The 13,129-nt window shown below is 63.5% G+C and carries 10 protein-coding genes; 5 read left to right on the plus strand and 5 right to left on the minus strand.

All coding sequences use genetic code 11. The annotated features are described in order from the left end of the window. The 5 genes from APH42_RS12705 to edd all read right to left on the minus strand — a co-directional run. Positions 1–1,234: ABC transporter substrate-binding protein (locus APH42_RS12705; RefSeq protein ID WP_060493423.1), on the minus strand; the 1,234-nt coding region annotated here is incomplete at its 3' end. A gap of 145 nt (positions 1,235–1,379) precedes the next feature. Continuing rightward, positions 1,380–2,834 (minus strand): ATP-binding protein, encoded by a 1,455-nt coding sequence (locus APH42_RS12710; RefSeq protein ID WP_060493424.1) that lies wholly within the window; start codon positions 2,832–2,834, stop codon positions 1,380–1,382. Continuing rightward, positions 2,815–3,540: a two-component system response regulator GltR gene (gltR, locus tag APH42_RS12715; protein WP_012270705.1), complete on the minus strand. Its 726-nt coding sequence runs from the start codon at positions 3,538–3,540 to the stop codon at positions 2,815–2,817. The genes APH42_RS12710 and gltR overlap by 20 nt, the downstream gene beginning before the upstream one ends. Before the next feature lie 165 nt (positions 3,541–3,705). Beyond that, positions 3,706–4,668, minus strand: coding sequence for a glucokinase (locus tag APH42_RS12720; RefSeq protein WP_060493425.1), 963 nt, complete (start codon positions 4,666–4,668; stop codon positions 3,706–3,708). Next, positions 4,665–6,491 carry a phosphogluconate dehydratase gene (gene edd / locus APH42_RS12725; protein WP_060493426.1) on the minus strand — a complete coding sequence of 609 codons (1,827 nt, stop codon included), beginning with the start codon at positions 6,489–6,491 and terminating at the stop codon, positions 4,665–4,667. The genes APH42_RS12720 and edd overlap by 4 nt, the downstream gene beginning before the upstream one ends. A 264-nt stretch (positions 6,492–6,755) precedes the next feature. On the opposite strand from edd, the gene gap reads away from it, so the two are divergent. The 5 genes from gap to APH42_RS12750 all read left to right on the plus strand — a co-directional run bounded on the left by gap (position 6,756) and on the right by APH42_RS12750 (position 13,078). Further along, positions 6,756–7,757, plus strand: a complete 1,002-nt coding sequence (gene gap / locus APH42_RS12730) for a type I glyceraldehyde-3-phosphate dehydrogenase (RefSeq protein ID WP_012270702.1) — start codon at positions 6,756–6,758, stop codon at positions 7,755–7,757. A 246-nt stretch (positions 7,758–8,003) separates the two neighbouring features. Further along, the gene (locus APH42_RS12735; RefSeq protein WP_012270701.1) at positions 8,004–8,516 is read left to right on the plus strand and encodes an RNA polymerase sigma factor; all 513 of its coding nucleotides are present in this window, start codon (positions 8,004–8,006) and stop codon (positions 8,514–8,516) included. 87 nt (positions 8,517–8,603) lie between these two features. Next, positions 8,604–9,566 carry a FecR domain-containing protein gene (locus APH42_RS12740; RefSeq protein WP_012270700.1) on the plus strand — a complete coding sequence of 321 codons (963 nt, stop codon included), beginning with the start codon at positions 8,604–8,606 and terminating at the stop codon, positions 9,564–9,566. A 126-nt stretch (positions 9,567–9,692) separates the two neighbouring features. After that, entirely contained in the window at positions 9,693–12,281 is a 2,589-nt protein-coding gene (locus tag APH42_RS12745) for a TonB-dependent receptor (RefSeq protein WP_060493427.1), read from the plus strand. A 203-nt stretch (positions 12,282–12,484) separates the two neighbouring features. Beyond that, positions 12,485–13,078: a biliverdin-producing heme oxygenase gene (locus tag APH42_RS12750; protein ID WP_060493428.1), complete on the plus strand. Its 594-nt coding sequence runs from the start codon at positions 12,485–12,487 to the stop codon at positions 13,076–13,078. The last annotated feature ends 51 nt before the right edge of the window (positions 13,079–13,129 follow it).

Below are 13,129 nucleotides of genomic sequence, written 5' to 3' on the forward strand. Positions count from 1 at the left end.
CGGCCTTGGGATCGTTGATGTAGTTGGTCACTACATCGAAGAACGCACCCTGCACGGCCAGCGTGGTGGCCATGTTGTGCGCCATGCTCGGCTGCAGGCCGCCATTCTTGGCATCGGCCAGGAAGTCACTGGCAGAGCGCTGCGCGCAAGCATCGAAGCCATACTTGGCCATGTCGGCCAGCATGTCGTTGCGCACCGGGATCGACCCTTTGTTGGTGCTGAAGACTTTCTGGAAGTCCTCACCCATCACCTTGCGGGCAATGTCCTGCTGGCCGGCAGAAGTGCCTGCGTTGTTCTGCTTGAACACCACCAGCGAATCGATGTTGTAGAGGAAGGCCTTGTCGGTACCCGGGAACGGCACGCACTGGTAGTCCTTGCCGGCGGTCTTCTTCGCCAAGGTCCATTCGCTCTTGGCCCAGTCGCCCATGATCTGCATGCCGGCCTTACCGTTGATGACCTTGGCCGCCTCCAGGTTCCAGTCCTGGCCTTTGCCATCCGGGTCCATGTAGTTGGCGACCTTTTTCAGCTCGGCCAGCGCCTTGACCATGTCCGGGCCGGTCAGGGCCGCATTGTCGAGGTCGACCATGGCCTTTTTGTAACCCTGCGCGCCCATCACCGAGAGCACCACGCTTTCAAACACGGTGCTGTCCTGCCACGGTTGGCCGCCATGGGCGAGCGGGATGAAGCCAGCGGCCTTGAGCTTGTCGGCAGCGGCATAGAATTCATCGAGCGTGGCCGGCGCCTTGTCGATGCCGGCCTTCTTGAAGACTTCTGGGTTGATCCAGAGCCAGTTGGTACGGTGGATGTTTACCGGTACGGCAACATAGTCACCGTCATACTTCACGTTGTCAGCGACCTTCTTGTCGAGCAAGGTGTCCCACTGCTCTTGCTTGGCCACATCCTTGAGCACTTCGCCGTCGAGCAAACCGGTGGCCGCCCAGTCCTGGATATCTGGCCCTTTGATTTGTGCGACACCCGGCGGGTTGCCCGCTACGGCGCGGCTCTTGAGCACGGTCATGGCCGTGGCGCCGCCACCGCCGGCGACAGCGCCATCCTTCCACGTGAAGCCGTCTTTCTCGACCTGGGCCTTGAGCACATCGACGGCCGCCTTTTCACCACCGGAGGTCCACCAGTGCACCACCTCGACACTGCCTTTGGGTTCGGCAGCCTGGGCACTGAGCGGGAGTAAGGAAGCCAGGGAGATTGCGGCAGCGAGACGGAGCGTGGAATTCATCGAAACACCTTTCTTGTTGTTATGCCGTGCAAGTCGATCGCTTGCGTTGCATGGAGTCTAAACAGCACGCCCGCCGCGCCGGGTAACGAAGCGATGCATGAATGTCATCGTTTGGTTACATTGCCGGTACAGGTAACGCAGCGTTTCACTCCACGCCCCGTGGCAGGTACAACGTCACCCGCAACCCACCCTCTCGCAGATTCAGCAAACTCACCTCGCCCCCATGGCTGTGGGCGATATTGCGTGCAATCCCCAACCCCAGCCCATAGCCCTGCTGCTGCCCTGCCAGCCGGAAATGCGGCTCGAACACCTGCTCCAGCTGCTGCTGCGGTACGCCCGGCCCCTGGTCGTCCACCTGCAGCACAAAGCCCTCGGCACTGTCGATGATGCGCAGCCGCGCCCGCTCGCCATACTTGATGGCGTTGTCGATCAGGTTGCCGATGCAGCGTCGCAACGCCAGCGGCTTGCCTGGGTAAGGCGCCAGCGCCCGGCCGTCGACCGTGATACGGCCATCACGCAGATACGGCTCTGCCAGAATCTCCAGCACCTGATTGAGGTCGACCGGCTCTATATTCTCGTGGATATCGGTGTCCTTAACGCACTGCAAGGCGCCTTTGACCAGCAGCTCCAGTTCGTCCAGGTCCTGGCTGAACTTGGCCTGCAGGCGCTCGTCCTCCAGCAGTTCGACACGCAGGCGCAGGCGGGTGATTGGCGTGCGCAAGTCATGGGAGATGGCGCTGAACAGCTGGCTGCGTTCGGTCAGGTAGCGGCTGATGCGCTCACGCATGCTGTTGAATGCCCGGCTAACCTCGACCACTTCGCTACCCCCGCCTTCCGCCACCGGCGCCACATCGGCGCCCAGCGACATCTCCCGTGCGGCCCGCGCCAGGCGCTTGAGCGGCCAGCTCTGCCAGTGCACCAGCAGGCCGATGAACAACAACAGCAAGGCCGTGGTGAGTACGATGAAACCGATCTGCTGCCGTGGCAGGCGCTCGGCCTCCAGGCTGGTATAGGGTTCAGGCAGCAGCGAAGCGATGTACAGCCACTCACCCTCGCCCAGGCGAATCTGCGTCACCAGCACCGGCGGGTTGAGCGGCTCCAGGGTCAACGAGTAATGCGCCCAAGAACGTGGCAGCTCGTCTAGCTTAAGGCCGCTGTTGAAGATACGCAGGTCGTCGGGGGCGACGAACTCCACGGAGATGTCCATCTGCGACCCCAGGCGCTCGTGCAGCACCTGCTGGAACACATCGATCACCGCCTGCTTGCGTGGGGTAATGGGCAATACCGGCATGTCCAGCGGCTTGGCGTTGAGCGACACGAAAAAGCGCGTGCCACCCATGCTGCGCAACTGGTCGAGCACCATCGGCCGATAGGCCACCGGCAGCGAGCGGAAGTAACTGACACTGGCGCTCATCGAGTGGGCCAGGCTGCTGGCACTGGCGCGCAGGCCCTGCAACTGGCTGGCCCGCAGTTGGGCAACCCAGATGATGCTCGACAGGCCCTGGGCCAGCAGCACAACCAACAAGGTCAGCAGCAGCATACGCCCCAGCAATGAGCGCGGCAGCAGGCGCCAGCGCCGCTCAGGGCGCACTGCAGACATGCGCCGCCAACAGGTAGCCACTGCCGCGTACCGTGCGGATCAGCCGGGGTGGCTTGTCGGTATCACGCAGACGCTGGCGCAAGCGGCTGACCGCCATGTCGACGATGCGGTCCAGCGGCATCGGCTCGCGACCACGGGTGGCGTTGCCGATGGTGTCGCGGTCGAGAATCTGCTGCGGATGGTCGAGAAACAGCTTGAGCAGGGCAAAGTCGGCGCCAGAAAGAATCACCTCTTCACCGTCGTGATGGAACAGGCGGTGGCTGACCGTGTCCAGGCGCCAGTCATCGAAGGCCAGCACCGCACTGCCCGGCGCCGCCTGGCCGAATTCGGCGCGACGCAGCAGGGCCTTGATTCGCGCTTGCAGTTCACGGGGGCTGAACGGTTTGCCCAGGTAGTCGTCGGCGCCCAGTTCCAGGCCAATGACCCGGTCGGCCTCGTCGGAGCTGGCGGTGAGCATGATGATCGGCACGCGCGCCTGGCGCGGGTGCTGGCGTACCCAGCGGCACAGGCTGAAGCCGTCTTCGTCGGGCAGCATGACATCGAGGATGACCAGGTCGCAGGGCGTGCTTTCCAGCGCACGGCGAAAGCCTTTGCCGTCGGCTTCGGCATGCACCTGAAAGCCGGAGCGACTCAGGTAGGTTTGCAGCAGTTCGCGGATTTCCTGGTCGTCGTCGACCATCAGGATCGATTTGCCGGCAGTGCTCAAGGTGGTCCTTCCTCTTGTTGTTTGCAGATCTTTTGCCTGCTGTTGGGTGTTGCCTTCTGGGGCTGCTTTGCAGCCCATCGCGACACAAGGCCGCTCCTACACACTGCGCGATCCCTGTAGGAGCGGCCTTGCGTCGCGATGGGCCGCGCAGCGGCCCCCTTACGCCTAGCTATGACCCAAAGCCTGCTGCAAGGCCACCCCGGCCCCCAGCAACCCGGAAAACTCGGCCGTCACCAGCCACACCGGCACGCCAGCAAAATAACCACTCATACAACCCTTGTCGGCAAAACTGGCGGCAAACCCGCTACGCAGGAACAACTCGGCAAAGCGCGGAATCACGCCGCCGACGATATAGACCCCACCTCGCGCGCCCAGCGTCAGCACATTGTTACCCGCCACGCGCCCAAGAAACCGGCAGAACTGCTCGACCACCGCCAGCGCTCGAGGCTCGCCGCCCAGTGCGGCATCGGTGACCTGCGCCGGGGTCTTGTGCCTGGGGGTGTCGCCGTCCAGTGCGCAGATCGCCTGGTATAACCGCACCAGGCCACCCCCACTGAGCACGGTCTCGGCGCTGACATGGCCGATCTGCCCATGGATGTGTTGGTGGATCGCCGCTTCGCGGGCATTGCCCACCGGCAGGTCAACATGCCCGCCTTCACCTGGCAGGGCTTGCCAGTGCTGCTCACCAAGGCGCAGCAGCGAGCCCACACCCAGGCCTGTCCCTGGCCCGATCACCAGCGCCGGCCGCGAAGGGTCGGCCTGGCCGGGGCACACTTCGCGGAACTCCCCTTCGCGCAGGCGAGTCATGCCCAGCGCCATGGCAGTGAAATCGTTGATCAGCAACAGCTGATCGACCTGCAAGGTCTTGCAGAAGGCGGTGCGGCTCAGACGCCAATGGTTGTTGGTGAAGCGGAATTCGTCGCCATCGACCGGCCCAGCTACCGCCAGGCATACCGCCGCCAATCCACCGCGGGCGATGCCCTGGCCTTCGAGGTAAGCCTCGATGGCCTGCTCCGGGCTGGTGTAGTCTGCAGTGGCGAAAACCTTCACATCATGCAGCTGGTTGTCACGCCACAACGCAAAACGGGCATTGGTGCCGCCGATGTCGCCAACCAGCAGGTCTTTCATTTGAGGTTCTCCAGGGCCGAAGTGAACGCACTCGCGCCCTGCTCTGCCGGGCTGAACGCCATGCGCATGAAGCCGAACAGCTCGCGCCCGCAACCCAGGTCATTGCCCTGGGGCGCCGGCGGCAGATCGCGGCTGGCCAACTCTTCGGCCGAGACCATGACCCGCAAGGTACCTTCGACACCATCGACCCGCACGATATCACCATCGCGCACACGCGCCAGCGGGCCGCCGTCGTAAGCCTCGGGGCAAACGTGGATAGCCGCCGGGATCTTGCCCGAGGCACCGGACATACGCCCGTCTGTAACCAGCGCTACCTTGTAGCCACGGTCCTGCAGCACACCGAGGAATGGCGTTAGCTTGTGCAGCTCTGGCATGCCGTTGCAACGTGGCCCCTGGAAGCGCACCACGGCGACAAAGTCACGCTCAAGCTCACCGGCCTTGAACGCATCGGCCAGCGACTGCTGGTCCTGGAACACCCGCGCCGGGGCCTCGACCACCTGATGTTCGGCGGCGACGGCGGACACTTTCATCACGCCACGGCCCAGGTTGCCCTCCATCACCCGCAGGCCGCCTTCGGCGGAGAACGGCCGCGCCACCGGGCGCAGGATGCTCTCGTCCAGGCTTTGCTGCGGCCCTTCGCGCCACACCAGCTTGCCGTTGTCGAGGAACGGTTCCTGGGTGTAGCGACGCAAGCCGTGGCCGGCCACGGTATTGACATCCTCGTGCAGCAGCCCGGCGTCGAGCAGCTCGCGGATCAGGAAGGCCATGCCACCAGCCGCCTGGAAGTGGTTGATGTCGGCCTTGCCGTTGGGGTAGACGTGCGACAGGGTCGGCACCACTTCGGAAAGGTCGGCCATGTCCTGCCAGGTCAGCTGGATACCCGCAGCCTGGGCAATCGCTGGAATGTGCAGGGTGTGGTTGGTCGAGCCGCCGGTAGCGTGCAGGGCGACGATGGAGTTGACCAACGCTTTTTCGTCGACGATTTCACCCAGCGGCATGAAGCTGCCACTGGCCTTGGTCATGCGTGTCACCTGCTGCGCAGCCTCGGCGGTGAGTGCGTCGCGCAGCGGTGTGTACGGGTTGACGAACGAAGCGCCCGGCAGGTGCAGGCCCATTACCTCCATCACCAGTTGGTTGGTATTGGCGGTGCCGTAGAAGGTGCAGGTGCCTGGGCTGTGGTAGGAATTCATCTCCGACTCCAGCAGTTCCTCACGGCTGGCCTTGCCTTCGGCATAGCGCTGGCGCACGTCGGCCTTCTGCTTGTTGGAAATGCCGGACACCATTGGCCCACCCGGTACGAAAATGGTCGGCAAGTGGCCGAAACGCAGCGCGCCCATCATCAGGCCAGGAACGATCTTGTCGCATATGCCCAGCATCAGCGCGGCGTCGAACATGTTGTGCGACAGCGCGACAGCCGTGGACATGGCGATCACTTCGCGGCTGGCGATGGCCAGTTCCATGCCCGGCTCGCCTTGGGTCACACCGTCGCACATGGCCGGCACGCCACCGGCGAACTGGCCGACCGAGCCGACCTCACGCAGGGCCTGCTTGATTTGCTCGGGGAAATGCAGGTATGGCTGGTGGGCGGACAACATGTCGTTGTAGGCCGAGACGATAGCCACGTTGGCCGCGTTCATCAGGCGCAGCGTCTGCTTGTCTTCGCTGCCGCAACCGGCCACGCCGTGGGCGAAGTTGGCGCACTGCAGGCTGGCACGCATGGGGCCTTCACTGGCCGCGCCGCGAATCAGCTGCAGGTAACGTTCGCGGGTGGCACGGCTGCGTTCGACCAGCCGCTGGGTGACCTCAAGGATGCGCGGATGCATGTACTGGACTCCAGGCTAATTGTAAGGGCGGTTTACCGGGCATTTCCCCTCCAAACGATTGCGGCCTAGGCTCAAGGTGAGGAGCCCGCTGCATCGGTGGAGGCACGTCGCCCAACCACTCGTTGTATGTTTAAACAAAATACTGCCACTAAAAAGGCTTGTTTTCTATCGGCCAGTGAATAATCTTGTAATTCCAACAACAAAACCGTTTCAGTGAAGCTCCTTTGTGCCACAGGTTTCACTCGGACTGCCAGAGGTACTGCCATGACCCTTCGCATCGCCATCAATGGATTCGGCCGCATCGGGCGCAACGTCCTGCGCGCACTGTATACCCAAGGCTACCGCCAGGACCTGCAGGTCGTCGCCATCAACGACCTGGGCGACAGCGCCATGAATGCCCACCTGCTCAAGTACGACAGTGTGCACGGCACCTTCGACGCCAGTGTCGAGGCCGACCACGAGAGCCTGACGGTCAATGGTGACCGTATCGCGGTCAGTGCCATCCGCAACCCGGCCGAGCTGCCCTGGAAGGCCGAGGCGATCGACGTGGTGTTCGAGTGCACCGGGCTATTCACCGACCGCGCCAAGGCCGCTGCACACCTGGCCGCCGGGGCGGGCAAGGTGATTGTCTCGGCACCCGCCAAGGGTGCCGATGCCACCGTGGTGTACGGGGTCAACCACGACATCCTGCGGGCCTCGCACCAGGTCATTTCCAATGCCTCCTGCACCACCAACTGCCTGGCGCCGATCGCCCAGGTGCTGCACCGCGAGTTCGGCATCGAACAAGGCCTGATGACCACCATTCACGCCTACACCAATGACCAGGTGCTGACCGACATGTACCACAGCGACCCATATCGCGCGCGTTCGGCCACCCAGTCGATGATCCCGAGCAAGACTGGCGCCGCCGAGGCCGTCGGCCTGGTGCTGCCAGAGCTGGCCGGCAAGTTGACCGGCATGGCGGTGCGGGTACCGGTCATCAACGTGTCGCTGGTGGACCTCACCGTCAACCTCAAGCGCGAGGCCACCGCCGAGCAGGTCAACCAGCTGTTCCTTGAAGCCAGCAAGCATTCCAAGGTATTGGGCTACAACGCCTTGCCATTGGTTTCCTGCGATTTCAACCACAACCCGCTGTCGTCCATTTTCGATGCCAACCATACCCGGGCCAATGGGCGCATGCTCAAGGTGCTGGCCTGGTATGACAACGAGTGGGGGTTCAGCAACCGGATGCTGGATAACTGCTTGGCGCTGAGCAACGCCCGCTAAGATTTGACACACGCCCTGTAGGAGCGGCCTTGTGTCGCGATGGGCCGCAAGGCGGCCCCGACAATTGGTGCTGGAGCCGAGATTTCGGGGCTGCTGCGCAGCCCATCGCGACACAAGGCCGCTCCTACAAGGGACCGCGCAGCGACGGAGCTCTCACAATCTTTACCTTTTCCTAACATTTCACCACTTGACCTACGACACAGATGATAAGCATTATCATTAACCTTTCGTCGGCCAGGTTTCCCCGTGAGTCAGTCCCGGTTCAACTCCGTCTTCCTCGTCCAGCGCCTTACCCTGCTGCGTACCCTGCAGCGCATGGTCGGCAACCCCAGCACGGCCGAAGACCTGCTGCAGGAAACCTACCTGCGGGTATCCCGCGCCCTGGGCGAGCGGCCCATCGAGCACATCGAGCCGTTCGTGTTCCAGACCGCGCGCAACCTGGCGCTGGACCACCTGCGCGCACGCCGGGTGCAGGCGCGCATGCTGGTCGACGATGTGCCCGACGAAGTGCTGCACAGCGTGGCCGCCCCCGCCACCAGCAGCGAGGATGCCGCCCATGCCGAGCAGTTGCTCAAGCACCTGAGCATCAGCCTCAATCAGCTAAGCGAGCGCCAGCAACGCATTTTCATCCTCAGCCGCCTGCATGGCGCCACCTACCTGGAAATTGCCGAACAACTGAGTGTTTCGCCCAGCACGGTACAAAAGGAATTGAAACTGATCATGGCGATCTGCATGGGTGTTGCCGAGCGCCTCAAGTGAGCTGAGCGCAGGCGAACGGCAACGCAAAGCCCTTGCCACACCCCGCCTTAGCCTTGATCATTCGCAAAAACCATTCAAGGATTCACCGTGACCGACAGCCCTGCCCCTCGCCCGTCACCTGCCGGGCCCAGTGCCCGTGCTCGTGCCATGGACGAGGCGCTGGACTGGCTGGTACGCCTGCAATGCGCAGATGCCGCAGACACCCAGGCCTTTGAAGCCTGGCTGAGCGCCGCGCCGGAGAACGCCGAGGCCTATGTCGAGGCAGAGGCATTGTGGAACGGTACGCCGTTGCACCAGGCGGCCACGCAGATGCACCAGCAGCAACGCCGCTCATGGCGTGGGCGCCTGCGCAGCCACTGGAAACCCCTGGCCACCGCCGCGGTGCTGCTGGTGGGGCTGTTCACCGTCGGTAACCTGCCCATGCGCCTGCAGGCGGATCACCTGACCGTGGTGGGCGAGCGCCAGCGCCTGCAACTGGACGACGGCGCAAAAGTGCTGCTCAACACCAATTCGGCCTTTGCCAACGACCGCCGGGACGGCCGCCAGGTCGCCCGCCTGTTACAAGGCGAGGCGTACTTCCAGGTACCGGAGGGCGCGCTGTTGCCGCTGGAGGTGCAGGCAGGGCCTGTGCGCGCCCAGGTGCGCGACACCGATTTTGCCGTGCGCTACCTCGACGGCGAGGCCCAGGTGCGGGTGCAACGCGGCGATGTCGACCTGCAAGGCGCACGTGACCAGCGTATCCGCCTGAGTGCCGGCGACAGCATCAGCGTCGGCCCGCAAGGCTTTGGCCAGCGCCAGCGCCCCGACATGCAAAAGGACCTGGCCTGGATCGATGGCCGCCTGGTGTTCGAGAACTGCCCTTTGAGCCAGGTGCTGGCCGAAGTGCGGCGTTACTACCCAGGCTGGATCATCAACCGCAATGCACAGCTGGAAGACGTTGCCGTCACCGGAAACTACCGCCTCGACCAGCCGCTGGAAACCCTGCGCGCGCTGGCCCACATCACCTCGGCACAGCTGCATGAGTACCCGGCGCTGGTCATTCTGAACTGACCCTGAAATTATTTTTACGCGGTCGTGCTACCCCGCTCGTCTCGTTATAGCCAATGCAACTGATTCTTGTTTGAAAACGAGAACAGTCATCACCTATAACAGTCCGCGCGTCTGGGAGCGCTTCCGATGTCCACTGGTCCTACCCGCTCGTCCACCCTTCCCCGCCGTACAGGGCAACTGTCCCTATTGACCCTGGCCCTGCTTGCCAGCGGTGCCTGCAGCCTCCCGGCGCTGGCCGCCGAGCCGGCCCAGGCCAGCAGCCCGCGCATGGGCGACTATCGCTTCAGCATCGGCCAGCAGCCCCTGGTGTCGGCGATCAACGCCTTCAGCCAGGTCACCGGCTGGCAGGTCGGCTTCAGCGCCGAGCTGGCCGACGGCGTGGCCTCGCCTGGGGTACAGGGTTCGCTGCCGCCAGATGCCGCACTCAAGCGCCTGCTGCATGGAACGGGCCTGAGCTTTCGCAAGATCAGCAACGGCAACGTGGTTCTTGAGCGCCAGACCGTCGGTAACGTGATCGCTTTGCAGCAGGTGACCGTCAGCGCCACCCGTAGCGCCCAGGACGTCAGCCAGGTGCCGAGCACGGTCAGCGTGCAGACCCGCGAGCAACTGGACCGGCAAAACGTCAACAACATCCAGGACCTGGTGCGTTACGAGCCGGGGGTGTCGGTGGCAGGTACCGGCCAGCGCAGCGGCCTGAACGGCTACAACATCCGGGGTATCGACGGCGAGCGGATCCTCACCCAGGTTGACGGCGTATCGATCCCGGATAGCTTCTTCTACGGCCCCTATGCCCAGACCCAACGCAACTACGTCGACCCAGAAATCGTCAAGCGCGTGGAAATCCTCCGCGGCCCGGCCTCGGTGCTGTACGGCAGCAACGCCATCGGCGGCGCGGTCAGCTACTTCACCCTCGACCCGGACGACATCATCAAGCCTGGCAAAGACGTGGGTGCACGCCTGAAAACCGGTTACAGCTCGGCTGACGAAAGCTGGCTGACCTCCGCCACCGTCGCCGGCCGCGAGGGTGATTTCGATGGCCTGCTGCACCTGAGCCAGCGCAACGGCCACGAGACTGAAACCCACGGCAGCCACAGCGGTGCCGGCCTGTCGCGCACCGAAGCCAATCCAATGGATGTGCGCACCACCAACGTGCTGGCCAAGCTGGGCTGGAACTACGCCGATGACGCGCGCCTGGGCTTCACCTACGAACGCTACAAGGATGACCGCGACCAGAACATCCTCAGCGCGGTGGGCGGGCCGTTCATTCCGGGCTTTGGCGGCACGGGCTACTACAAGGCGCGCAATGGCAACGACACCATCACCCGCGAGCGCTTTGGCATCAACCATGAGTTCGGCCTGGATTCGCTGGTCGCCGACCACGTCAAGTGGAGCCTGAACTACCAGATCGCCAAGACCGACCAGCACACCGAAGAAGTCTACGCACCGCCTGGCCGCCAGGTGCTGCGTACCCGCGACACCACCTACAAGGACCGCCAGTGGGTGTTCGACGCCCAGCTGGACAAGGCCTTCAGCATCGGCGCCACCGACCATCTGCTGACCTATGGCACCACGATCAAGCACGAGAAAATCACCGGGTCCCGCAGCGGCACCGGCACCTGCCTGACCGTGGGCTCCGGTTGCTCCGCCGCTGGCGCCGAACGCCCGGCAGACGGCCAGGTTCTGGTCAGCGACTTCCCGGACCCGACCGTAAACACCTACAGCCTGTTCGTGCAGGATGAAATCCGCTGGAACAACTGGACCTTCATGCCCGGTGCGCGCTACGACTACACGCGCATGGAACCCAAGTTCACCGACGAATTCCTGCGCGGCCTGGAGTCCACCGGCACGGCACCCACCTCCCAGGACGACTCGGACAAGAAGTGGCACCGTGTGTCGCCCAAGCTCGGCGTGACCTACGCCTTCAACGACAACTACACCTGGTATGGCCAGTACGCCGAAGGCTTCCGCACCCCGACCGCCAAGGCCATGTACGGAAAATTCGTCAACCTTGAGGAAGGTTACCGCGTAGAAGGCAACCCCGGCCTGGAACCGGAAAAGAGCAAAAGCTACGAAACCGGCCTGCGTGGCAACTTCGACGCGGGTAACTTCGACGTGGCGGTGTTCTACAACAAGTACCGCGACTTCATCGACGAAGACGCCGTGCAAAGCGCCAACCTGGAACAGACCTTCCAGGCCAACAACATCAAGCACGCCACCATCAAGGGTGCCGAGGTCAAGGGCCGCCTGAACCTGGACCACTTCGGCGCACCGCAGGGCCTCTATACCCAGGGCTCGATTGCCTACACCTATGGTCGTAACGATGACACCGGTGAACCGCTGAACAGCGTCAACCCGCTGAAGGGCGTATTCGGCCTGGGTTACGAGCAGCAGAACTACGGCGGCCTGCTGAGCTGGACACTGGTCAAGCGCAAGACCCGTGTCGACGACTCCAGCTTCTACTCCCCCGACGGTTCGAGCTCGAAGTTCCGCACCCCGGGCTACGGCGTGCTGGACCTGACCGGCTTCTACAAGGTTACCGACGACGTGACCATCAACGCCGGCCTGTACAACCTCACCGACAAGAAATACTGGCAGTGGGATTCGGTACGCAGCTACGACGGCCAGGGTGAGGCAGCTGTGACCCAGCCAGCCAACATCGACCGCTTGACCATGCCAGGGCGCAACTTCGGTATCAATGTGGTTTGGGATATCTGATCCCTCACGCCTGTACCGGCCTCTTCGCGGGTAAACCCGCTCCCACAGGTATTGCGCAGGCCTTGGGCCCTGTGATGTTCCTGTGGGAGCGGGTTCACCCGCGAAGAGGCCGGTACAGGCAACACAAATACTGGCTTTTTTTACTGTCCCGCCCCCGCTGTTTCGTCTTGTATCTAGACGCCCCTTTTTCCAAGGACTGCCCCATGACCGAACGCCCAGCCCTGCGCTCCCAGCGCCTGAACCAGATCACCCACGCCCCGCACGCCGAGCTGGATGCCCTGGTCAAATCCCACGCGCCCTTCGACAGCCGCGAAAGCTTCGCCCGTTTTGTCGTTGCCCAGTACCTGTTCCAATCCGAGTTGCAGGCGCTGTACAACGACCCACAACTGATCGCCATCGTCCCCGACCTGGCCGAGCGCTGCCGCGCAGACCAGGCCCGTCTCGACCTCGCTGACCTCGACACCGAAGTGCCGGCCGCCGTGCCAGGTGCCGTGGGCAACCCAAGCCTGGGCGAGGCAATGGGCTGGATCTTCGTCTCCGAAGGCTCCAAACTGGGCGCTGCGTTTCTGATCAAGCGTGCCGTGGCCCTGGAACTGTCCGACAGCTTCGGTGCCCGCCACTTGGGCGAGCCAGCCGGTGGCCGTGCCGAAGGCTGGAAGCAGTTCACCCGCATCCTTGATGGGCTGGAACTCTCGGCCATCGATGAAGCCGCTGCCGAGCGCGGCGCGGTTGCCGCTTTCGAGCGTTTCACCGAGCTGCTCAAGCACGCCTATGCCGCGGATGCCGCGCTGGTTTGATACGCCGTAGCCGGCCACCCCTCCGGTGGCCGAACCGTTTTATGCAGTGAG

It is taken from the genome of Pseudomonas sp. NBRC 111140 (assembly GCF_001320885.1).
Taxonomy (GTDB): domain Bacteria; phylum Pseudomonadota; class Gammaproteobacteria; order Pseudomonadales; family Pseudomonadaceae; genus Aquipseudomonas; species Aquipseudomonas putida_P.